Genomic DNA, 23,696 nt, shown 5'->3' with positions numbered 1-23,696 from the left:
AAACTTAATTTAAGTTAAATTTTAAGAAATTAAGCGATTTTAGTGACTAAATGCTGACTTTTTGGTCAGAAAAAAGGTAATAAAACATCAAAAGTATAAAAACGCTATAAACCCGGTCTCAAAAGTAATAAAACAACAAAAATGTAAAAAATATATCAATAAAAAATAAATTAAGATAAAAATATTGATCTATTGGTTGTTTCCAAATTCTCTTTTATCAATGTATATTTCATAAAAATCATGTGGTTACGGTTAAATTACATAATTATTCTTGGTATTGAAATAAAATAACAAATTGATCTAACAATATTTTTTTTTATATTGATTTGTTACTATAAAAATCAATTAGCATCAGCACATTAAAAAGACGAACTAAGATTCGTTATGTTCATAGAGGAAAACTAAAAATGAGTTCGGCAACTGAGCTTCCAAAGATTCAAAAAAACTTAAATACGCCGGCGCTTGTTGAGCAAGCATTGGCAAATGGAGAAGGACAACTAGCAGACAATGGCGCTTTAGTCGTTGAAACAGGCGCTCGTACTGGCCGTTCTCCAATGGATCGTTTTATTGTTGAAGAAGCATCTAGTAAAGATTCAATACATTGGGGACCAGTAAACCGTCCTTTCCCAGAAGCAAAGTTTGCTCCATTGTGGGAACGTGTAGAAACTTATTTAAATGCTAAAAACTCTTATGAATCTAATATTCATGTTGGTGCTGGCGATGAGTATTATTTACCCGTAATTATGCGTACTGAAACTGCATGGCATCACTTGTTTGGACGTAATCTGTTTATTCGTCCAGATACTTACAATCCAGCATCTAAAGGCGAGTGGCAAATTATTAATGCGCCTGGTTTTGTCTGTGAGCCTGAACGCGATGGGACTAACTCTGATGGCTGTGTCATTTTAAACTTTGCAGCCAAGAAAGTTTTGATTGCAGGCATGCGCTATGCCGGTGAAATGAAGAAAGCTATGTTCTCTGTGCAAAACTATTTGTTACCAGCGAAAGATGTATTACCTATGCATTGTGCTGCTAACGTAGGCTCAGATGACGATGTTACGTTATTCTTTGGTTTGTCTGGTACAGGTAAAACAACCTTGTCAGCAGATCCTGAGCGTTTTTTGATTGGTGATGATGAGCACGGTTGGGGCAAAGATACTGTTTTCAATATTGAAGGCGGCTGTTATGCAAAATGTATCGACCTTTCTGAGAAAAATGAACCACTGATTTGGAAGGCGATTAAATTTGGTACCATAGTTGAAAACGTGGTGTTAGATAAAGAGTCTCGTGTCGCTGATTATGCTGATACTTCTTTGACTCAAAATAGCCGTGCAGGATACCCACGTGAGCATATTGAAAAACGTGCTGCAGGTAACCGTGCAGGTGAACCCAATGCGATCATCTTTTTGACATGTGATTTAACCGGTGTATTACCACCAGTATCTGTTCTAACGAAAGAAGCAGCAGCTTACCACTTCTTAAGTGGCTACACAGCCTTAGTTGGTTCAACAGAAATGGGCGCAGGTAGTGGTATTAAATCTACTTTCTCTACTTGTTTTGGTGCACCTTTCTTCCCTCGTGCTGCTCATGTATATGCTGAGCTATTAATTAAGCGTATTGAAGAGTTTGGTAGTAAAGTTTATCTAGTGAATACGGGTTGGACTGGTGGTGCTCATGGTAAAGGTGGTAAGCGCTTTAGTATCCCTACAACACGTGCGGTAATTTCTGCGATTCAAACTGGCGCATTAGAAAATGCTGAATTAGAGCAACTTGATAAGCTTAATCTTGCTGTTCCTAAGCAAGTTGAGGGTGTTGACTCAGTGTTATTAAACCCAAGAAATACTTGGGAAGATAAAGCTGCCTATGATGTACAAGCACAAGATTTGATTGGTCAGTTTGTAGATAACTTTACTAAGTTTGAAGGTGTTTCTGACAGCATTCTTGCTGCTGGACCGACTCGTTAGTCAAAGTTTCTGCTTAATCTCTTTGTTGATTAACGAAAAAAGCCGCTTTTGCGGCTTTTTTCGTTATTAATGCGGGCAAATGGTCTAGTGGTCGACATCGGCTTGAGTTAGTCTAGATTGATGTTTATTGATAGCCATTGCCATTTAGATTTTATTGACTTCGAACCCGACCTTGATCTTGTCATTGCACGAGCTTATGCCGAAAATGTACAAGCCTTTGTTGTGCCATCAACAAGTTACCAAAGCTGGAGTCGTGTGAGCGAGTTAAAATCTACACGCTCTTCTATACGTGCTGCTTATGGAATACATCCATATTTTTTGGCTCAGGAGAAGTTTGCAAATCTGGATTTTTTAGAAGCTTTTGCTGCTGAAAACAGCGCAATTGCAATTGGTGAAATCGGTTTGGATTATTGGCCTGGAAGCGTTAATTATGAAATTCAAAAACGTTTTTTATTAAGGCAGTTGGATATTGCTCAAAATTTACAGTTACCCGTCATTCTTCATGCAAGAAAAAGCTATGATGAGTTATTACGACTATTGAAGAATTATTCACTAGTTGGTGGCATTGTTCATGCTTTTACGGGAAGTGAAGTGCAAGCGAAGCGCTTTATTGAGCAAGGTTTGCTGTTAGGGATAGGTGGGAGTGTGACATACCCTAGAGCTCAAAAAACGAGACGTATGTTAAAAGGTTTAGCGGATCAGAACTTTGTTTTGGAAACTGATTCACCGGATATGCCGCTTTCAGGTTTGCAAGGTAAGCGAAATGAACCTGTAAATATCGCTAAGGTTGCTACTATTGTTGCTGAACTTAGAGAACAAGATGTTGATCAAGTAGCGGATTACACATCTGTTAATATTATTAAATTGTTTAAAAACTGGAATTAGAGGAAAGTAGACTTGCCTAACGAAAAAGACATCAATGCCCCAATTAAGATCTTATTGCTAGGTAGCGATACTAATATTGGTGAGGAGCTTTTAAGCTTTTCCACTGAGCTTAATGAGTTTTCTTTAACTTCTTTAACGCAAGAAAACTTTTATCAAACACAATTCTCGGTAAGTAGTTTTGAACATTATGATGTTGTGCTTGATGCGTTAAGTATTGGCGCAGATGCGGGTGATTACGCTCAAATAAAAGCCTGTAACATTATGCTGCAAGAAGCTGATGTGAGTATGTTCATGTTAAGTAGTGTTGAAGTGTTTTCTGGTGATAAGGGGGCGGCTTATGATGAGAATGAAGTCCCTGATGCCAAATCCCAGAAAGGTAAGCAGCTTGCTGAAATTGAACAGCTAGTACTTAAAGATGATAACAGTATTGTATTAAGAAGTGGTTGGTTGTTTGGCTGTAAGCAGCAAGATTTCGTTGCCAGCATATTGTCTAAGTTAAAGCTTGGGGAGCCAGTTTTACTTGAAGATGATTTACTTGGTAACCCAACTCCTATCTCTGATTTAGTGAGAGTTGCTTTCTCTTTGATTAAACAAAGGCATTTTGGCTCAAAAAATGCGGGTGTTTATCATTATTCTTGTGCTGAAGACATTAGCTGGTTTGGCTTTGGTGAAGCTGTTTTGACTAATGCATCTCAATTCAATATTCAATTTCAAGCAAGTTTGCAGGCGACAAGCTCTAGCCAGGCAGAAGTAACGGATTTAACGTTATTACGAAAGCAATCTCTTTCTTGTCGTAAAATATTTAATCATTTTGGTGTAAAACAGCGACCTTGGAGAGCAAGTTTAAGGAACTTGGTGAAAGATCTTTATCAAATGAACTAGTTCTGGCAGACTGAAACTGAACCATTAAGAACGAATAACGGGGCGTTAAAGGTGTATAGAATAAATCATAAAATGATATTTATTAGTATATTGACCCAGATTGCATTTGGTTTTTTCTGGTTAACAGCCGCACCTGCTCCTTTAATTTCTGCTCAGCCTGACGTGAGTTTGGTGTTAACGGCTTTGGCGTGTATCGTTACGTTTGTTTATTTTTATGCGTGGTTAATCAGTAGATTACGTTCCAGCTCTCGTTGGGAAATGGCTGGGATTGCTATTTCTCTGTGGCTGTTTTGTGTTTTACCAAACATTTTAATGACACATTTATTATTTGATTTAACCTTAGATGTACAAATTTATATTCTTGCTTTTAGCGCTGTAGCAACTCTGTTAAACGCTATTATTCTTCCTTTTTCTCGATCTTCAAGGTCAATTTTTAAAGGTTGAATCGTATTTTAAACATAAAAGAACCAGCTTTAAGCTGGTTTTTTTATGTTTAGGTGTTTTGACTAAGAGTTAAACTAGATCTGAGAACTCATTATCCACGTTTAAATCAACGGGATTAAGGTAGCCAGGCATCTTGATCTCATTGGCGCTCATTTCTAAGTCATAACCAGATAATACGTCTTTACCAAAGTGGTAAATAGGCAGGCTTTCACCGTGAATTGCGGCTTGGTGGTAATCCTGCGCTGCTTCTACCGTTTTAACCAGTTTTGCTTGGTAGCTTTCTAGCGTTGCTTTGTCATAGCGTTTCTCAAGCATTTCCATTGTTTTTCTAGGTGAAATAAGTACGGCAGTACCATTGTTTCCGCCAAAGCCTTTTGAATTTAATAACGCACCTTGGAAATGATCCTTACCATAGACTTCGTGTTTAAGTTGGAATTTTAGTCCATCAGTATAAACGTCATCAGCGATACTTTCAGTGGTTGTAAAGCCTGGTAGTATCCCGTGTTCCCAAACGCCTAAAGACAAATGAAGTTGGTCGCCACCTGCTGTGCCTTGAGAATGTCCAATAAAGGCTTTCATTGCTGTCACTGGTATGTTTACAGCGTTAAAGCTCTTAGCAACTTGGCTTAACACATGGGACTCAGTAATTCTGTTCTGAGGTGTGCTTGTACCATGAGCTTGAATGAAGGTGTGATTTTTTAAACCTTCTTCGCCAATGATTTTTTGTAAATATGCCATGGCTTTACCCATGGTGAGATAGTTACCAATACCAGGTGCTGAAATGGATTTCTTATGACCATCTGCATAAGCGTAAACAGCTGGCACTGAGCCAAATATTTGTGCACCAAGCTCTATTGCAAGAGCGTCATCCATTATGAGTGTCCACTGGCTAGATTCACCGATAGTGAAGCCAACATTATTGCCAAAAGGACGACAACTGCGAGTGTGATCAGGCTCTTTCAGGTCTTTAATAGCATCGAGAGCCAATAGGGCGCTGTCTTCAGCTAAGGCTCCCATGGTTCTAAAGCCTTCAATGACTTCTGGTGTGATAGGTGCGTCACTGCCGCCAACAATGGCAACACGTGTTTTGCCCGACTTGATGCCTTCAATGGCTTTTTCTAAGTTAAAAAAGTAAGTGGCGCAGGCCCCAATCGAAGTGCCTATCGAACCTACACTGCCTAATACATAAGCGTTAACGAAATCTGCAGGCATTTGTGCATACCCTAAAGGTAAATGCTTAGAGGTTGTGCGCTTTCCTATTAAGGCAGATTTAAGCATGCCACCAAAACCAAGGTCATCCATCTGACCAATAGAGTTAGCTGCGTACACTGCAACTTGGTCAGGTGCAACGGTATCTCTAATGGTTTGCCATGGAATACCGCTATTAGAAAGAGCATCTGACGCACCGTATACAGTCATCTGTAAACCACGTGGATGATTACGAGATTGATATAGCTTTGCAGGATCAAAGCCTGTTGGCAATTGGCCTGCAGCTTTTACGCTTAATGACTTACTGTCTTTAATAAAGGCTTCCAAGCTGCCGTTTATCACAACTTCACTGAGATTGTCTGATAATGCTTTTACTTGCCATTGAGAAGGTAAATCATCAGGAATAGAGCGTGTTTTAATGGTAAAGCTAATGCTCTCACCTTCCGAATTAGGTAATAAAGAGGTGCTTTTATGAATAGAGACCTTATCAACATCAAATAATGAGGGATGGATTCTTCTGATTAGTGTCTTTGCTAAAACATCTTCACTGATTAATTCTAATAATTCTTCAGGCGTATTAGTTTTAATATCACCTTTATACCAGTGACCATGATGGAAATGAGCGGTATTAGTAAGCGTAGCTAGATCTAATAATACCTCTTGCTGGATTGATTTAGGTAGTAAGTCAAAAACAATACGGCGGTATGCTTGGTGTGAAGATGTGCGACCAGCCGGGTTAATTCCGCCAAATCCAACAATAACAGGTAAACGTGCCAATTCAATTTCCTCGATTCAAATATGAATTAAAGTGGTGTCATTGTAATAAAGCCGATAATGCTTAGCCACCTAGAATTCAAAAATAAGTTAATGAATTTAATGATTTATAATTTACCTGCATTTGTATTTCTGATCATTATGCTTTTTGGTTATTTGTTAGAGGCTACTTTTTCGATTTCCTGATCGAAGCGCGCTAACTTGTTATAACTAATAAGTGACTTTATCTCTTCAACATAAGCTTGACCACGCTGAGAATAAGACAATAAACCTGATACCAGATCTACCCCTGTAATACTTTTGTTTTCTTCTCTAAGTTTAGCGCGCTCTTTTCTGAGTGATCTATAAGCCGCATTTGAATTTAAGTTATCGATATAGGCATAAACTGACTCTCTTGCGCTTTTAAACTTTTGTACTTCATGGTCTGCATCTTCATCGCGAGATTCTGGCACTAACCCACAACCTATTTTGAAGCACCATTGGCCAAAGTAGTTATTGCCTTTTAGTGCGAAGCGAGAAGTACCCCAGGCTGACTCATTCGCCGCCTGAGCGAGTACTAGGGACTCTGGGATAATATCTAAATGAGGATAAAGTTCAGCAAGGTTTTCCGGTGTATAAACACCGACCTTTTTTAGTTTGAAGATTTTTCTAAGTGCTGCAAGCCATCTTTTCTCTTCTCGTGTTGGTGGCTCTGCATTGTGAATGATGCGTGTTAATTCATTTCTATCTCGAATCAATAAGGCATTTTTTTCTGCAGCAAAGGGAACTAAGAACTGAAAAAAGGTCTCTTTCCTTTGTTTAATATCTTGAATCTCAGCAAAATTAGGTTTCACTGGCATAGGCTGAAAAGGCGTTGCCTTGTTAATCACAAGCTGGTTCTCAAGTAACGGTGCGTCTTCTTGAGACTGAGTGACTTCTTGTTCGTTAGGGGTGGGCTTATCTCCCAATTTAAACCAAAGAACTAGTACGACAGCAATAGAAATTAGCCAAAGAATTTTTCTGTCCATAAAGATAACAAACCTATTTTGAGCAAATGTGAACAAATAAACTGATCAAAAGATCAATCATGCTGAACCTGAGTACATATTATCGCCAAAAATCGTGACATTTTATAGACCTTGTTGGTCACAAGCTTAAAAAGTCCACATTAATCAAAGCTAATGGAAATGAAAAAGAGTTCATATGTCATGCTTTATGTTTTTTATTCCCTGATTTTCTCCTGAAAATACGATGCTAAGGATTGAGCTTCACAATTTTTAACCGATTTTAGTCGTTCAATGCATGGCTCTAGAGTGCTTATCTAGAGTGGGTGTGGTTAAATTCAATTTATTTTAAGCTTGAGGTTAAAAGCTTGTTTTAACCTTTAAAAGGCGAAATTAAGTTATAAGAGTATTTATGACATCACGATTTACGAGTCTATTTATCCCCTTAGTGATTGCACTATTGAGTTTGTATCTTAGTGTCTATGTGGAGAAAATTCCTGCAGTTTGGCTTGCTCTGCTTGAGTGGCTTCCTTATATTTTTTCTAGTCTTGTGATACTGCTAGCCTGGCATTTTAATAAGGGCTTAATCCTTATGGTGTGCCTGATTCTAATGCTGCCTCTTTTGCCTATTTCAAGTTTAGGTAATCAAGATAATGTTTCAGTTTATTTACTCTTAACAAGTTTGAACCTCGCTCTTGTTAGTCAATTACAAGAACGAGGTTTTTTAAATCGCTTTGCTTTAAACCGTATTATTTTTGTTGCAGTGCAACTTTTATGGTGCTTGGCATTAAGTAAAGCTTGGGTAAAAATTCCTGGGATATCTCTGTATCTAATTAGTATTAAAAGTTTTAGTTTTGCTTTGGTGTTTTTTGTACTGACCTTTGCTATTAGTTTGGCATTTTTAGCAAGTAAATGGTGGTTTAAATCTGATACTTTTAGTGGTGCTATTCTAGTCTCTCTATTGCTTTTAACCTTAATACATTTCTTATCACTTAGTAGTAAGCAAGCGGCCCTTATGCATACGGGCGTCTTCGTTATCTGGTGCATCTATTTGTTAATTGATAGCCATAAGATGGCTTATGTGGATGAGTTAACCCAATTACCAGGACGAAGGGCGCTAAATGAAAGGTTATTAGGCTTATCGAAACATTATGTCATTGCCATGTTAGATGTGGATCATTTTAAAAAGTTTAACGATACCTATGGTCACGATATGGGTGATCTAGTTTTAAAAAGTGTGGCGAATAGTATGGATAAGGTCGCGTCTGGTGGTAAAGCTTTCCGATATGGGGGGGAGGAGTTTGCCATTGTTTTCGCACATAAAAAGAAAGAAGATATATTGGCGGCACTAGAAGGTGTAAGAGAGTCAATCGCCTCTGAGATGGTCGATGTTTATGATAGTAAAAAAGATGCCTACAAAGGCGTCTCTGTCACTATAAGTATCGGTGCAGCCCTTTCAAGCTCTGAACGCCATGCTCAAGATGTTATTAAACATGCTGATCAGCTTTTATACAAAGCCAAGAAAAAAGGTCGTAATTGCGTGATTCTTGAGTGATCTTCCTTAAATTAAGTGTATTAGATCTTTTTATTTGGTTTCATTATACAAAAAATAAAACTTGACCATGTGGTTAATTTTTCTTGATCTGTGTAATTCTTAAGCATATAATTCCAAGATTGAAAAAAACGTTTCTAATTTTGTTTTTTTGAAATCAAGTAATAAATAACGAATTTAATGCTGCTAGAAAGTTTCTAGCGCTGGGTCAAACAAGATTGATCGAACAGAATATTTCATGCCGTCTATTATTTTTAGGTGAGTGAAACTATAAGAGCCAACGTGGTGCAACAAAATATTCAATAACGAATGCCTATAGTTATTGCTTAATTTTGTTGTAGGGGTAAAAGGGGGAGCAGCCAAGCTTCCCCTTTTTTTATGCCTGAAAAAAGCTTCATTATGAATGACTGTTTATCTTTCTAAGTCTATCTTTTGCTTGTGTATTCTTGCTCTTAATAAAACGTGTTATGGTAAAACTTGCTTTAATTAGACTCACTTTAATAGATTGCCTGTAATATCTGACTGAGGACAGCTCCCTGTGGAAGAAAAACGTGCAAAAGATCAGCTAAAAGCTCATATTCGAGCTCAAAATCAAGCGTTAATTTTATCAACTGCAGAGCGTGTTTTTGCTCGACAAGGTTTGGCTAAAACAACGACTCAGATGATAGCAAATGAAGCAGGGTTACCTAAGGCGAATATTCACTATTATTATCGCTCTAAAAAGGATTTGTTAGAGGCTGTGCTGGGTAACATACTTCAACTTTGGTTAGAGTCTGTTAGTTGCTTTGTATTAGAAGATGGGCCAAAAGCCTGTTTAACACGTTATATCAGCGAAAAAATAGATCAGTCACGAATTAATACTAATGCTTCAAAGGTCTTTGCAATGGCCCTGATTGGTGAGGAACCTTTTGTCTTAGAATACTTGAATAAGCATTTTGTGAGTGAGTTAGCGAGAGAGAAGCAAACAATTCAAACTTGGATTGAGCAAGGTGAGATGAAACCTGTTTCAGCCGAGCATTTATTTATTAGTTTGTGGGCATTGACTCAAACTTACGCTGATTTTGATGCGCAAATTAAAATAGTGTTAAATAAGGCTGAGTTGGAAGAAGAGGATTATGGTCAGGCAAAAATATTTGTCACCAACATGATTCTAAGTAGCTGCGGTATCACTGACTAATGTGCCAGTTAGGTTAAAGGTAGAAGATTATGACGCTTGAAAGTGGTATCACATTTTTCCTCGCGATATTTATTTTTGGTATTACGCCAGGACCTGGTATTTTTGCCATTTTAGCTAAAAGCATGACTCAAGGTGCTAGATCATGTAATTGGCTAAGCGTGGGCATGGTGATTAGTGATATATGTTATTTGGTAATGGCGTGTTTTGGTTTAGCAAGCCTTGCTCATGCTTGGGAAGAGGTCTTTCTAATCATTCGTATCTTAGGTGGTGCTTACCTAGTGTATTTAGGATGGAAGATGTGGACTTCTGTTCCAGCGCTCGCCCAAGAATTATCTAACCCAGATTTAAAGGTTAAACAGCAAGATAAATTATCCTCATTTATTCAAGGGTTTATGATTTCGGCTTCAAACCCTAAGGTGATTTTATTCTATATTGCTTTTTTGCCTACCTTTATGGATGTGACTCAGTTAGGCGTACAAGATATTGCTATTGCAAGTTTACTCACATTTATCGCATTGATGACAGGACTGACATTGATTGCGCTAATGGCTGCACAGGCAAGAAAGCATTTAAATTCGCCTAAATCATTAAAGCTTGTGAATCGAACTGCTGGTTCCATTATGGCAACAGCGGGTTTATATGTAGGTCTAAAGGGCTAGGTTAAAAAGTTAGTTCTCTAAGGTAATATAAAGCCGCTAAAACATTGTTGTTTCAGCGGCTTTTTTATCTGAAGCTATAGCTCAAAAAAACTATTAGCGAGTACCGTAGATACGATCACCAGCATCACCCACACCTGGACGTATGTAAGCATTCTCATCTAGGCAACGATCAATAACACCAATATACATAGGCACGTCAGGGTGCTCTTCTTTAAATGCTTTGATGCCTTCCGGTGCTGCAAATAAACAAATAAAGCGAATGCTTTTTGCGCCTAAGTCTTTCATTTTTTGAATGGCAGCAGCGGCTGAATTGCCTGTAGCTAACATAGGATCAACAACGATTATGGTTCTTTGGTCTAAAGAGTGAGGCATCTTTAAGTAATAATCGACAGGTTGTTTTGTATCAGGGTCGCGATACATGCCTATGTGTCCAACACGTGCAGAAGGAGAAAGTTTGAGAACACCTTCTGCTAAGCCATTACCTGCTCGCATAATAGTAACAATACAGAGTTTTTTACCTTTAAGAACAGGACTCATAGCTTTTTCAAGCGGTGTTTCTACTTCAACGTCTTCTGTTTCAAGATCCCTTGTTGCTTCATAACCAATCAGGGTTCCTAGCTCTTCCACTAGCATTCTGAATTCACGCGTACCCGTATTTACATCTCTTAAACTGGTGAGTTTATGTTGTACAAACGGGTGGTCAATAAGATGAATATCTGAGTAAGTATCGAGAATGTTATTTGCTGTCATAACTGGGTCCTTATTCTTTTAGACTCAAAATTAAGTGTTTAAGCCATGATAAAACTGTGTCTATTCTGAGGCAGGATTATGAATTAATCCTGACCTAATAGATAGATCTAGGCCAAGTACAGAGAGTTAATAATGCCTTTTTCAACTTATCTTGATATCAGTTATACCGCTTGATTCTTGATAGTTGCTTGTATTTATTTTATTCGACATTACATAAAGAGTTATCAAACATAAACTGAATGAGAAAAGTAGGTAAGTTTAATATTTCATATGCTTGATGGTGTATTCAGGCAGCTTACCTGTCGCATCTCAATAATAGACAAATTGAGAATAGAATGAGCAACGAAGATAATTTTTCAGATGATACAGATACATTAACAAAACAAGATGTTGTAATTGATGAGCTTGAAGGGGATGACGTTGTCCTTAATGATCCAAAGGCTTTAGCGCTTCCTGAAGACGTACTACCAGATATTATTTATGTATTGCCTCTATCAAGCAGACCTTTTTTTCCTGCTCAAGTGCAGCCTGTCGCTGTTGATCTAGACCCTTGGGAAGAAACTTTAGAAAGAATTTCACTAGACTCACAATCAAGCGTTGGTCTGCTTTTTAGCGAGAGCGCGACAGATGGTGCCCCTTCTGTCAATGAGTTTAAGCAAATTGGTTGTGTGGTTAAGGTGCACAAAGCTACCCCAGAATCAGGCAAGATGACCTTTTTAGCTCAAGGCATAAAGCGTTTTGAAGTGGTTGAATGGTTAGACGAAGAGGCACCTTATCGTGCACGAGTGAAGTACTTAACTGATACTAAGGTTAATGATGATGAATCTAAGGCTTATTCCATCTCTATTTTAGATTCTATTAAAGAGTTGATACGTGTAAACCCTTTGTTTAGTGAAGACTTAAGGCAATACTTAGCCCGATTTTCGTTTAATCAGCCCGGCCTGTTAGCTGACTTTGCTGCCTCTATTACATCTGCAGAAGCTGATGAGCTGTATCATGTTTTAGAAACCCGACCTGTTCATAAACGTATGCATTTGTCTCTTTTGTTGTTAAAGCGAGAATTAGAAATAGCGCGCTTACAAAATGAAATCAGCGCTGAGGTAAATGATAAAATAAGCACGCACCAAAGGGAGTTTTTCTTAAAGGAACAGCTTAAGGTTATTCAGAAGGAACTTGGCTTATCAAAAGATGATAAAACCTCTGATATTGATAAGTTTCGACAAAGGCTGGAAGGCAAGCAGCTAAGTGAAAAGCAACAAGAAAAAATTGATGAAGAGCTAGAGAAATTAAGCGTACTTGAGTCTGGATCGCCAGAGTATGGCGTGACTCGTAATTATCTTGAATGGGCAGCTGCCTTACCTTGGGGTGTTTGTTCACAAGATAATATGGATATTATTAAAGCTCGCCAAGTTTTAGAAGATCATCATACAAGCTTGGATGATGTTAAAGATCGCATTATTGAGTTTCTTGCTTTAGGAGCGCATCGTGGTGAGATGGGCGGATCTATTATGCTGCTTGTAGGGCCTCCTGGTGTTGGCAAAACATCAATCGGTAAATCTATAGCGGCATCTTTAGATCGTGAATTTTACCGTTTTAGTTTAGGTGGCATGAGGGATGAGGCGGAAATAAAGGGACATAGACGTACGTATATTGGTGCTCTTCCTGGTAAATTTGTACAGGCATTAAAGGATGTAAAAGTCGAGAATCCTGTCATCATGTTAGATGAAATTGATAAGATTGGCGCTTCTCATCAAGGTGATCCTGCCTCTGCACTGCTTGAGGCGTTAGACCCTGAGCAGAACGCTGAGTTCTTAGATCATTATTTAGATATGAGAATAGATTTATCTAAGGCGTTATTTGTTTGTACGGCGAACCAGCTAGATACTATTCCTAGTGCATTATTAGATCGTATGGATGTGATTCGCCTATCTGGCTATATTGCAGAAGAGAAGTTAGCGATTGCAAAACAGCATTTATGGCCTAAGCTGCTGAAAAAGAACAAGTTGCTTAAAAAGCAGTTAAATATTACCGATGCAGCATTGAAACACCTTATTGAAAATTATGCCCGAGAGGCAGGTGTGCGTGGTTTAGATAAACTGCTGCAAAAAGTACTAAGAAAATGTGTCGTGCAGCTGATGACCGAAAGTGCTGAAAGCATCAATGTAGGTATTAAAGATATTGAGACCTTATTAGGCGCCCCTTACTTTAAAGCTGACTCTTCAATTAGAGGGGTAGGTGTTGTGACAGGCTTAGCTTGGACTTCTATGGGAGGGGCAACCTTACCTGTTGAAGCAAACAGAGTGCATGAGCTAAGCCGCGGTTTGAAACTAACCGGTAAGCTTGGAGATGTTATGAAAGAGTCAGCTGAGATAGCACACTCCTATGTCGCTTCACACACAAAAACCTTTAATCTGCAACCTGATTATTTTGATAAAAGTACGATACATCTACATGTCCCAGAAGGCGCGACACCTAAAGATGGGCCAAGCGCGGGTGTGACGATGGCAACTGCACTTATGTCCTTAGCGAGAAATGAGCCTATTAAAAAAGGCTTGGCTATGACGGGAGAATTAACATTAACAGGTCAAGTGCTCGCTATTGGTGGTGTTAAAGAAAAAATTATTGCAGCGAAGCGCAGTAAGATTTTCGAAGTTATCTTACCTGAGCCAAATAGACGAGATTTTGATGAGCTACCAGACTCAATTAAAGTTGGGATGACAGTACATTTTGCGCAACGCTTCTCAGATGTTGAGAAGGTGGTTTTTGTCAAAGCAAAAGGTTCCGTTCACTAAATCGACAGTTAAATTTTTTCCTTGGCTTCTTCTTGTTGCCATTTCGTGAGAAAATCTTGTTTCAGAAAGGCACTATCGTTTTGATGGTGCCTTTTATCGTGTTTTGATGGAGGTTAGTCTGGATTAATCTCTAACGCTTATTTCTAGTCTCTTCACATTCTAATGTATCAATTCGATGGAGCATGTTGAATGCCGTTAAAGGCAACGTTTACTTCTGGATCAACTTTGCGCCATGTTGTGGTTATGTCAGCAACCGGTGCTTTCGGACTTATGTCCATGTTTATGGTTGATTTAATTGATATCTTATTCCTCTCCATGCTTGACCAAAAAGAAGTTGTTGCAGCTGTTGGTTTTGCAAGTTCTATCATGTTTTTTACCATTTCTTTGAGTATAGCGGTATCGATATCAGCGACAGCTTTGGTGTCTAAAGCGGTTGGAAAGGGTGATAGAGAGCAAGCTAAGCGGCGAGCAACAAATGTTCTCGTGTTTGGGGTTTTGTTCTCTTTTATTATTATTTATTTTTTAATGCCAAGAATTCCCCATTTGTTGTACTTCTTGGGTGCGAATGGGGTTACCCTGGATCTAGCGACTAGTTATTTACAGATCTCAATTTTAGGTATGCCAGCTATTATGGTCGGCATGATAGGGTCTGGAATAATGCGTGCACTTGGTGATGCTAAGCGTGCTATGTATGCCACCTTAATTAGCGGCTTAGTGAATGCAGTTTTGGATCCTCTGCTTATTTTTGGATTTGATTTGGGGTTAGATGGCGCTGCAATTGCTTCTTTGATTGCTCGTTGCTCTATGGTTGTCATTGCGTATTACGGCTTGATACATGTGCATCAGATATTATCTCGTTTTGATTGGGTGTATTTTGCTCAAGACTTTAAACAGATTTCGTTTATTGCTTTTCCTGCTATGTTAACCAATATGTCGTCGCCACTAGCGAATGCCATAGTGACTGAGCACATGGCGACTTTTGGTGATGATGCTGTTGCTGCTTATTCAATTATTGGACGTGTGATCCCCGTTGTTTTTGGTGGGCTATTTGCTTTATCTGGTGCGGTAGGGCCTATACTGGGACAGAACTATGGTGCGGGTAACTTCCTGCGAATGCAGCAAACACTTACCAGTGCTGTTGTTTATAGTTTAAGTTACTGCTTATTACTCTGCCTAAGTTTGTACGAATTACAGTTCTGGTTGATTGAGGTGTTTAGTGCCAGTAAAGAAACCGCTTCTTTGATTTCATTCTTTGCTACCTACATATCTTTTAGTTTCTTCTTTCAAAGTTTACTTTTCATTGGAATAGCCACTTTTAACAACCTAGGAAGCCCTAAAACATCCGCATGGTTAAACTTTGGTAGGGCAACCTTGGGTACTTGGCCTTTAATCGTATTTTTTGGTTGGTTCTTCGATGCAAAAGGAATTTTTGTTGGTCAGGCGTTAGGTTCAATTATTTTTGGCTGTATCGCTTTTACTTTAGCTAGGCGCTATATCGCTGAACTTGAAGTGAAAGCGAGTTAATGAGGCTTGTCTGCATTGGCATTTAAACTTGCCCAAATGAGATATTCCTGATTACCATCGCCACCTTTGATCTGGCTCTTGATATAACAGTGAACACTAAAGCCAAGATCTTTGATTAGATCAGTCATCTTTATCTCTAGCTCTGATACTGCTGTTTTGTCTTTAACTATGCCGCCTTTTCCTATTGCTTGTTTACCAACTTCAAATTGTGGTTTGACTAAGGTGATAAGGTGCCCATTAGGTTTTAATAAATCGGGAAAATTTGGTAGGATTTTTGTTTGGGATATAAAGGATACGTCCATTACGATGAGGTCAAAACCATCAGATGGAAAGTGATTGCCGATATCGTGTTTGCTTAAATTACGCGCGTTAACCCCCTCAAGGCAAACGATGTTAGGGTTCTGTCTTAAGCTTTGATCTAATTGATCATGCCCTACTTCTATACCTACAACTTTGGCTGCATTTTCTTGAATAGCACAGTCACTAAATCCACCAGTGGATTGACCAACATCCAAGACATTAAAACCACTAATATTCAGTTTTGTGTATTCAAGTGCACCCGCTAATTTGAGTGCGCCGCGTGATACATATTTATCTGTATCATCAAGTAATAGCTTTATCTCTATGTCTTGCTCTACTTTAAGGCTTGGCTTTAGTACTGTTTGCCATTGACCCTTGATGAAAATGGTGACTTTTTTCTCAGAAATGTAGGTTTGTGCTTGGGCGCGAGATTTACAAAGTTTTTTTTGCGTAAGTAGCTGGTCAATACGGATCATTTTCTGAGCTTAGTAATTGTGAGTGATGGACTCATTTTAGCAAATAAGTAATAGCAACTATAGGCTTACAAACTTATTCAGCAAGGCATAAAATATAGCGAGTTTATGGATGAAAGTAGGGCATGTTATGCAAATTTCAGAGTTGTTTGATCAAATAGAACAGTTACCTATGGTGCCTGAAGTAGTACGCACTTTAATTATGCAGTTAAATGACCCTGATATAGATTTAAGCTCGGTTGCATCAGATGTTGCAAAAGATCAGGTGATCTCTCTTAAGGTTTTAAAAATTGTAAACTCAGCTCATTTTGGCTTAAACCGAAAAATTTCATCAATTGATGAAGCTGTGGTAATGCTAGGTATGGCTAAGTTGAAGAATATTGTTGTTGCGTCGGGTTTGACGTCAAGTGTTCATCATGTAGTGGGCATGGATATGAAGGTTTTTTGGCAAGAGTCAATTTATATTGCTGGTATTGCCAAAGAGTTGGCTATCCTTGCTGACGAATCAGATCCAGATGCGGCTTTTACGGCAGGTTTGTTATCAACGATAGGTAGCCTATTGATAGTGATGGGTGTCCCTTCTCAGTCAATTGTGATTAAAGATAGGCAAGAAACTGGGTTAGGGTTATATGAAGCAGAGCTTGAGGTGTTAGGTTTTTCTAGTGGTAATCTTGCATCAGATTTAATCGAAAAATGGCGTTTTCCTCATATTTTAGGTGATGCTATTTTTGCTTATCAAAAGCCTTTGGAGCTCGCTAAAGATAACTCTCTAGCTTCTTTATTACATCTGGCACACTATCTAGCAAGAGAGAAATTGAGTAATAGTGATTTTGATACCATCATGGCTAGCTTTCCGTATGATGTTGCTAATAATGTCGAGCTTAATCATGAAACCATGGAATGTCACCTAGATGCTATTTTTGTTGAGATTTCAGGTTTAGACGAATTACTAAATTAATCATTTAAAACTGCTTTACTAGGGGAAACGGAATGCGAACATTAATATCGGCACAGGCGTTAAAAAGTGAATTAGCTAATCCAGATTTGATCATTTTGGACTCAAGGTTCTATTTAACAGATTTAGATAAAGGTCTGCTTGAGTACAATAAAGGTCATATTCCTGGTGCATTGTTTGTTGACCTTCACCATGATTTAGCATCCCCAGAAAATAAGCTGAGTGGGCGACACCCTTTGCCTTCACCTATAGATTTTAGTGGTTACCTTCAGAAAATGGGAATCCAGCATAACTCCAATGTGGTTGTTTATGATGATATGTCTGGTGCTATTGCAGCAAGGGCCTGGTGGATGCTTGCTCAAAATAATATTGACGTTCGTGTTTTAGATGGAGGTATTAGTGCATGGCAAGCATTAGGTGGTGAGCTAGATACGGCTAAGTCTTCCTTGACCCCTGCAGAACAACCTTTGGATATATCGTTTCCATGGGTGGTCAGTGAAGACGAAGTATTAGAAAATATGGAAACAGAAGCGTTTCAATTACTTGATGCTAGAGCAAACGATAGGTTTGAAGGGCAAAATGAAACCATGGACGCATTGGCAGGTCATATACCTGGTGCACTAAATCATCCTTTTTCAACTAACTTGGATGGCCAAGGTGCTTTTTTATCGCCTGAATCTTTAGCGCAGGGGTTTAAGCAATTTGAAACGGGTTCGGAAATTGTGCATTACTGTGGATCTGGAGTGACAGCTTGTCATAATGTATTAGCTAATTTATCTGCGGGTGGTAATAATAAGCGTGTATTTATTGGGTCGTGGAGTCAATGGTCAAAGCGAATGCTCCGATTGATGTCCGAACAGCAAAATTAAATTGCTAAAATGAAAAGTTTGAAAAGCACCTAATAATTCTCTAGGTGCTTTTATCTCTGTATCTATTTAGGTGTTACACCTGCAATAAATATTTGTACTTCTTGAGTTTTCTCTCCAAAGATATGTTCTTTGACTAAATGTAGAAATAAATCGGCTTCTTTGGCTGTGACTATGCCATCTACTAACTGAATTCCAATGCCTTCTTGGGTAAAGAAAAAGTGCCAGGTGTGACCTTCTATGCGCACCTCACCTTCACCATTTTCAAAGGAAACCTGTTCCCATTTATAGTCAGTTGGAACGAAACAAGACAGTTCTTTTCCTTGGTCTCCGTAGTTTAAATCTGGAATGTAACCTTGACGATCAACAAGTTCAAATTTCATATAGGATCTCCTGTTAGACTTAATTAGAGATTACTCCTAAGTTAACAATTTGGCTCGTGTTTTTTTGCAAACATGTTTATTTTATTTATTTAGATCAAAGGTGCTTATGGTTAAGAATTAGATAGAATGAGCTGAATAGAATGCTTATAATCTACTTATAAATAAATTTAGCTTAGGTGCATTGCGTTTAAGTATGTGAAAGGTGGTTAAATGAAAATAGCTGTAGCGGGCACAGGGTATGTTGGTATTTCAAATGCGCTTTTACTTGCACAACATAATGAAGTAGTAGCGCTTGATATTATTCCTGAAAAAGTTGAGATGTTAAATAACAAGTTATCACCTATTTCTGATCAAGATATAGAGCGATTTTTACAAGAAGAAGCTCTTAACTTTAAGGCAACACTTGATAAACATCAGGCCTATGAAAATGCCGATTTCATTATCATTGCGACGCCAACGGATTATGACCCTGAAACGAATTATTTTAATACCTCTCACGTTGAATCTGTCATTCAAGATGTTCTAGCAATCAATCCCTATGCTTGTATGGTGATTAAATCTACTGTTCCTGTTGGTTTTACCGCCTCTATGAAAGAGAAGTTTAATTCGCAAAATATTATTTTTTCTCCTGAGTTTTTAAGGGAAGGAAAGGCTCTTCACGACAATCTTTATCCTTCTCGTATCATTGTTGGAGAAAAGTCAGATCGGGCTCAGATATTTGCAAATCTTTTAGCTGAAGGCGCAACTAAAGAGACTATTGATATCTTGACAACAGACTCGACAGAAGCAGAAGCAATTAAGTTATTTGCCAATACTTATTTAGCTATGCGAGTTGCTTTTTTTAATGAACTTGATAGCTATGCAGAAGCACATAAGTTGGACTCAAAGCAGATTATCGATGGTGTTAGCTTAGATCCCAGAATTGGTTCCCACTATAACAACCCTTCTTTTGGTTATGGTGGTTACTGTTTGCCGAAAGACACTAAGCAACTACTTGCTAATTATAAACAGGTGCCTAATAACATTATTGGTGCGATTGTAGATGCTAATAGTACAAGAAAAGACTTTGTTGCTGATGCTATTTTAAAACGCCAGCCTAAAATTGTTGGAATTTATCGACTTGTAATGAAGGTTGACTCAGATAACTTTAGGGCATCAGCTATTCAAGGAGTAATGAAACGTATTAAAGCGAAAGGGGTTGAGGTGGTTATTTACGAGCCAGCTCTTAATGAAGAAAGTTTTTTTAATTCTATGGTTGTAAATGATTTAGATGCTTTTAAAAATATGAGTGATGTCATTGTTGCAAATCGTGTAACAGATGATATTTCAGATGTTGATGACAAAGTTTATACGCGAGACCTATTTGGTGTGGATAGCTAAAAATAAGAATTTTTATGAAAGATATAGCTTATGTTAAGCAAAGAATTAAAAAAATTTATTATTACCTAAGTGAAACAGTAAAAATAAATTTACCCGTTGAAAAGTTTCACACTTCTGACTTTCTAGATTTAAAAAAAAATGATTATGTTGTGGATAGAGTGAATTACTACTGCAAAGATCAATCAAATTTTCTTGTTTCTGAGAATGCTGTAAAAATAGCTAATTTTAGAAAAATGAAAAGCTTTGCATATTATGCTGATACAAAAAAAATTGTTCGTAGGTTTTCAAAAAAATTAAAATTTGATTTCTTATTTGGTGACATCATTTATGTCCCTGATACTCCAAGTTTTTTGAAGAGCAGACCAATATCGAATAAGAACCAAAACTCTATTTTATTAAAACTCAATTCAATAAGGCACTATCAATTTGTTGAGGATAAAATTGAATTTGAGAATAAAAATGAGTTAGCTGTTTGGCGGGGACATATTCATCAGGAGCATAGAGTTCTCTTAGTTGAAAAATTTCACACTAATAGGCTTTGTAATATAGGACATTGTGATGAAAAAAAAGCCTTTGAAGCAAGCTTTAAAGGTTTTTTATCAAAAGAAGAGCAGCTTAAATATAAGTATATAATTAGTGTTGAAGGTAAAGACGTTGCAACAAATTTGAAATGGATAATGTCTTCAAATTCTCTTTGTTTTATGTGTAAGCCAAGATATGAGACTTGGTTTATGGAGGGGCGATTAAAAGCTGGTTTTCATTATGTTGAACTTAAAGATGATTTTAGTGATCTAGAAGAGAAAATTTCTTTTTATAATAAAAATCCAGATAAAGCACTAGAAATAATTAAGAATGCTCAAACTTATACAAAACAATTTTTAGATGAAAATATGGAAGAGATAATTGGATTGCTTGTTGCTGAAAAATACTTTATTCAGTCACAGCAGCTTAAAAAATAAACTGCTTATATAGTTTTAGGTATGAGTTAGTCATTGCATTTGGAGAGTATTTTTTTAATTGGCTCTTGGCATTTAATATATATTCTTTTTGTTTTTCTGGCGTTTTTATAAGTTCCAATAAAGATTCCTCTAATGCTTTTGCATTATTCACTTCAAATAGAAGCCCTGTCTTCTTATGAATGACTATGTCCGGAATACCTCCAACATCTGCTGCAATTATTGGTACGCCAGCGTTCATAACATCTAAAAGAGTTGAGCCTAACCCTTCATTTCTTGAAGGAAAAGCAAAAATATCAAGAGCAGCAATGTGATCTGCAATATTTTCTTTAAAACCTGCCCAGGTTATATTATCTAATTCATGAGACTCTTTTTTTAATATGGCCTCATCTTCCCCTCGACCAAAAATAATAAATTGAAAGTGTGGGTGGGACTTTTTTAAGTTTCTTGCCGTTTCAATTAATAACCTTTGTCCTTTATGCTTATCTACAAGTGCGCCAGCGTTGCCAATAAGTATTTTTCCATTAAATTCTGATTTAAAACTATTAGTTATGCTTTTATTCACTTTAAAGTCTGCCATTACACTAGGAATGAGCTGGATATTTGTATTCCATTTTCTTTGTTGTATGAGAGTTTTTATTAAACTTGATATAGCTACGATACTAGCAGCGTTTGAATAACTCTTTTTATTAAACCATTTCTTCTTAATATCCTGATCAACTCTTCGAGTAATGATGTAAGGAGTATTTGTAAGAAGCTTATGTAAGTATGCCCAATGAACTGCTTTTGCATCATGAGCATGCATAATATCAAATTTAGTAGCACTAAAATGCCCGAGAATTTGATTATCTGCATCTACAAAGTCTAAGTTTATAACTTTTGCTAAGTGATGTCTTAACGGCGAGTCTTTTCTACATGCTAATGACTGTTTTATATCAGGTTTGTTCGCAAGAGTTTTAATTAGAATCTCTGTCTGTCTTTCTCCTCCACGAAAGCCTTTAGCTAAATTTATATGTAATATTTTCAATATCGTTCTCTCTTTTTAATTTTATAATTGCTAAAGCTGACTTTGTAACGCTAAGAGTCGTTACTTCTGAAATATTTCCATTCGGTGGTGTGATGCAAACAGAAAGTGAGTTTTTATAAAACCATTCTTTTTTCACTTTATCAAATATACCTAAAAAACCATTTTGCACACATTGTGCAACATGGCTGGGACCGCAATCATTAGCAATAGTTAAGTCACATAAGATTGACAGTTTTGAAATATCAGAAATATTTATGTTTTCATATATTTGAATTCTATGGTTTGATTTTTTAGCCTTTAAAAGTATTTTTTTTTCTTCTTTCTCATCAGGCCCAATAAGGGCGTGAATACCAATCTTTACATCAAGTAATTTTTCTAAGTTTATGCAAACTCTAATAAAGTTATTAACTCCCCATTTTTTAAAATCGCCTGCACCTCCCCCAACCATAACAAAAATATTAATGTGGTTTTTATTAACATTTAATTGAGACCGCCTAGACTCATATAGAAATGGAGCCTTTAAGCTTTTTGATATTTCATCTTTTGATAAAAATTTATCATAAAGTTCAAGATAGTGAACTGCTCTGTATTTTTCATCACAAAAATTCACATGGTTATTCAGTAGATTAGAAGTTTTAGCACTTTTAGTCTTGACAATAGCATCTTTAGGATAGGCTCTTTTGAGAAAAAATGAAAACCTTAGCCCAAAACTATTTGGTCGAAGTGAAATGCAGTGTTCATTTTTCCTAATATATTGTAAATCCGTCAAGATCGAAGTCGATTTAACTTTATGATCTATCCAACTAAATTGTTTATAAAAAAAATCTAAGTCTTCTTTATAAACTATTCTGATTTCGTTATATTTTTTTTGATTTTTTAATGTGAATAAAAAAGGTAGACATGTGATTTGTGCACCAAAATTACATCTATTTCTCAAAAAGATATTTTTCATACTTAAACTACCAAATATTTTTAAACTCATTTTGTTCTGTAACACTTTTATCTCTTTGAAACTCTAATAGTTTAGCATATTTCAAGTAACTATTTATTGCAGAACTTAAAGCAATCGTCATTCCATCTACTCCTCCTAAAAAACCTTTTTGAAAAATATATTTACGTATGAAGGCATTTAATCCATGCAAGAAGGGGGAGAAAGAATTGGCTTTTTTGCCTTTAGCAAACATGATTTTTGCGGCCCGACCGCTAAAATTTCTACCTGGTTTAGCAAAGAGTTCGCCAATGTTCTTAAATGAAAAATGAATGATATCTGAGTTAAAGGTTTTCAGTGAATTAGCGGGAACACTTGAGTGCTGTTTTACCTCTTTAAATTTTGTTTTTTTATGGTTGTAAAGACGTGTGCAATTATCTGGATACCAACCACAATGTTTGATCCAACGAGAGCCGATCATGTTTTTACGGCGAAAAGAGAAAGCATCAAATTTAGTGCTTTCAAGGTCAATAGAGCGAATGTCTTTAATCATTTCTTCTGTCAATCTTTCGTCCGCATCTAGGCTTAATACCCAATTATATTGCACTTCTTTTAGTGCGATATTTTTTTGAAAACCATCCCCTAAATAAACTTGATGAATGACCTTTGCTCCTAAAGATTGTGCAATCTCAATAGTTTTATCTTTACTACCAGAGTCAACCACAATGATTTCATCACAGACTTGTTTAAGACTATTAATACAGTCTGTAATATTGGCTTCTTCATTTAAGGTAATGATGTTTCCAGATATCTTCATAATTTTAGAATCACTA

21 protein-coding genes are annotated in these 23,696 nt (G+C 37.1%); 13 read left to right on the top strand and 8 right to left on the bottom strand.

The window, feature by feature from the left end; all coding sequences use genetic code 11:
* Nucleotides 1-407: 407 nt before the first annotated feature.
* The 4 genes from Q0A08_RS11520 to Q0A08_RS11505 all read left to right on the top strand — a co-directional run bounded on the left by Q0A08_RS11520 (nt 408) and on the right by Q0A08_RS11505 (nt 4,175).
* Nucleotides 408-1,964 carry a phosphoenolpyruvate carboxykinase gene (locus Q0A08_RS11520; RefSeq protein WP_438467389.1) on the top strand — a complete coding sequence of 519 codons (1,557 nt, stop codon included), beginning with the start codon at nt 408-410 and terminating at the stop codon, nt 1,962-1,964.
* A 120-nt stretch (nt 1,965-2,084) separates the two neighbouring features.
* Nucleotides 2,085-2,849, top strand: coding sequence for a TatD family hydrolase (locus Q0A08_RS11515; RefSeq protein ID WP_438467387.1), 765 nt, complete (start codon nt 2,085-2,087; stop codon nt 2,847-2,849).
* 12 nt (nt 2,850-2,861) lie between these two features.
* Complete coding sequence (locus Q0A08_RS11510) at nt 2,862-3,731, top strand: sugar nucleotide-binding protein (RefSeq protein WP_438467386.1); 870 nt, start codon at nt 2,862-2,864, stop codon at nt 3,729-3,731.
* Between the two features lie 72 nt (nt 3,732-3,803).
* Entirely contained in the window at nt 3,804-4,175 is a 372-nt protein-coding gene (locus Q0A08_RS11505; protein WP_438467384.1) for a hypothetical protein, read from the top strand.
* Between the two features lie 69 nt (nt 4,176-4,244).
* On the opposite strand, the gene Q0A08_RS11500 is transcribed toward Q0A08_RS11505, so the two are convergent.
* Nucleotides 4,245-6,161, bottom strand: a complete 1,917-nt coding sequence (locus Q0A08_RS11500; RefSeq protein WP_438467382.1) for a beta-ketoacyl synthase — start codon at nt 6,159-6,161, stop codon at nt 4,245-4,247.
* A gap of 149 nt (nt 6,162-6,310) precedes the next feature.
* Nucleotides 6,311-7,165 (bottom strand): glucosaminidase domain-containing protein, encoded by an 855-nt coding sequence (locus tag Q0A08_RS11495; protein ID WP_438467380.1) that lies wholly within the window; start codon nt 7,163-7,165, stop codon nt 6,311-6,313.
* Between the two features lie 388 nt (nt 7,166-7,553).
* Between Q0A08_RS11495 and Q0A08_RS11490 the strand changes: the two genes are divergently transcribed.
* From Q0A08_RS11490 to Q0A08_RS11480, 3 genes are all read left to right on the top strand, one after another.
* Entirely contained in the window at nt 7,554-8,696 is a 1,143-nt protein-coding gene (locus Q0A08_RS11490) for a GGDEF domain-containing protein (RefSeq protein WP_438467378.1), read from the top strand.
* Nucleotides 8,697-9,231: 535 nt separating this feature from the next.
* The gene (locus tag Q0A08_RS11485) at nt 9,232-9,870 is read left to right on the top strand and encodes a TetR/AcrR family transcriptional regulator (RefSeq protein ID WP_438467376.1); all 639 of its coding nucleotides are present in this window, start codon (nt 9,232-9,234) and stop codon (nt 9,868-9,870) included.
* 29 nt (nt 9,871-9,899) lie between these two features.
* On the top strand, nt 9,900-10,529 hold the full coding sequence (locus tag Q0A08_RS11480) for a LysE family translocator (RefSeq protein WP_438467374.1): 630 nt from the start codon (nt 9,900-9,902) through the stop codon (nt 10,527-10,529).
* A 93-nt stretch (nt 10,530-10,622) separates the two neighbouring features.
* Here Q0A08_RS11480 and upp read toward each other — a convergent pair whose 3' ends face one another.
* Nucleotides 10,623-11,279, bottom strand: coding sequence for a uracil phosphoribosyltransferase (upp, locus tag Q0A08_RS11475; protein ID WP_438467372.1), 657 nt, complete (start codon nt 11,277-11,279; stop codon nt 10,623-10,625).
* Between the two features lie 335 nt (nt 11,280-11,614).
* Here upp and lon point away from each other — a divergent pair, with 335 nt between their 5' ends.
* Nucleotides 11,615-14,071, top strand: coding sequence for an endopeptidase La (gene lon, locus Q0A08_RS11470; RefSeq protein ID WP_438467370.1), 2,457 nt, complete (start codon nt 11,615-11,617; stop codon nt 14,069-14,071).
* Between the two features lie 189 nt (nt 14,072-14,260).
* Nucleotides 14,261-15,595, top strand: coding sequence for an MATE family efflux transporter (locus Q0A08_RS11465; RefSeq protein ID WP_438467368.1), 1,335 nt, complete (start codon nt 14,261-14,263; stop codon nt 15,593-15,595).
* Here the strand turns inward: Q0A08_RS11465 and Q0A08_RS11460 are convergent.
* Nucleotides 15,592-16,371: a TlyA family RNA methyltransferase gene (locus Q0A08_RS11460; protein WP_438467367.1), complete on the bottom strand. Its 780-nt coding sequence runs from the start codon at nt 16,369-16,371 to the stop codon at nt 15,592-15,594. The genes Q0A08_RS11465 and Q0A08_RS11460 overlap by 4 nt on opposite strands.
* Nucleotides 16,372-16,498: 127 nt before the next feature.
* Between Q0A08_RS11460 and Q0A08_RS11455 the strand changes: the two genes are divergently transcribed.
* Together Q0A08_RS11455 and Q0A08_RS11450 are read left to right on the top strand one after the other, a co-directional pair.
* Nucleotides 16,499-17,326 (top strand): HDOD domain-containing protein, encoded by an 828-nt coding sequence (locus Q0A08_RS11455; RefSeq protein WP_438467366.1) that lies wholly within the window; start codon nt 16,499-16,501, stop codon nt 17,324-17,326.
* 32 nt (nt 17,327-17,358) lie between these two features.
* Nucleotides 17,359-18,192 (top strand): sulfurtransferase, encoded by an 834-nt coding sequence (locus tag Q0A08_RS11450; protein ID WP_438467364.1) that lies wholly within the window; start codon nt 17,359-17,361, stop codon nt 18,190-18,192.
* A gap of 62 nt (nt 18,193-18,254) precedes the next feature.
* On the opposite strand, the gene Q0A08_RS11445 is transcribed toward Q0A08_RS11450, so the two are convergent.
* The gene (locus tag Q0A08_RS11445; protein ID WP_438467362.1) at nt 18,255-18,572 is read right to left on the bottom strand and encodes a hypothetical protein; all 318 of its coding nucleotides are present in this window, start codon (nt 18,570-18,572) and stop codon (nt 18,255-18,257) included.
* Between the two features lie 210 nt (nt 18,573-18,782).
* Here Q0A08_RS11445 and Q0A08_RS11440 point away from each other — a divergent pair, with 210 nt between their 5' ends.
* Together Q0A08_RS11440 and Q0A08_RS11435 are read left to right on the top strand one after the other, a co-directional pair.
* Complete coding sequence (locus tag Q0A08_RS11440) at nt 18,783-19,952, top strand: nucleotide sugar dehydrogenase (protein ID WP_438467360.1); 1,170 nt, start codon at nt 18,783-18,785, stop codon at nt 19,950-19,952.
* Between the two features lie 14 nt (nt 19,953-19,966).
* Nucleotides 19,967-20,911: a glycosyl transferase family 90 gene (locus tag Q0A08_RS11435; RefSeq protein WP_438467358.1), complete on the top strand. Its 945-nt coding sequence runs from the start codon at nt 19,967-19,969 to the stop codon at nt 20,909-20,911.
* Here Q0A08_RS11435 and Q0A08_RS11430 read toward each other — a convergent pair.
* The 3 genes from Q0A08_RS11430 to Q0A08_RS11420 are packed head-to-tail and all read right to left on the bottom strand — an operon-like array spanning nt 20,901 to nt 23,680.
* Complete coding sequence (locus tag Q0A08_RS11430; RefSeq protein ID WP_438467356.1) at nt 20,901-21,935, bottom strand: glycosyltransferase family 4 protein; 1,035 nt, start codon at nt 21,933-21,935, stop codon at nt 20,901-20,903. The two genes, Q0A08_RS11435 and Q0A08_RS11430, sit on opposite strands and share 11 nt — an antisense overlap.
* A complete protein-coding gene (locus tag Q0A08_RS11425; RefSeq protein WP_438467354.1) occupies nt 21,907-22,932 on the bottom strand; it encodes a glycosyltransferase family 9 protein in 1,026 nt (341 codons plus the stop codon). Before Q0A08_RS11425 ends, Q0A08_RS11430 begins: the two co-directional genes overlap by 29 nt.
* Entirely contained in the window at nt 22,895-23,680 is a 786-nt protein-coding gene (locus tag Q0A08_RS11420) for a glycosyltransferase family 2 protein (protein WP_438467352.1), read from the bottom strand. Before Q0A08_RS11420 ends, Q0A08_RS11425 begins: the two co-directional genes overlap by 38 nt.
* Between the last annotated feature and the right edge of the window lie 16 nt (nt 23,681-23,696).

It is taken from the genome of Marinomonas sp. PE14-40, assembly GCF_051623805.1.
Classification (GTDB): domain Bacteria; phylum Pseudomonadota; class Gammaproteobacteria; order Pseudomonadales; family Marinomonadaceae; genus Marinomonas.
The sequence above is the reverse complement of the archived record's forward strand: the minus strand, read 5'-3'. Positions and strand labels throughout refer to the sequence as shown.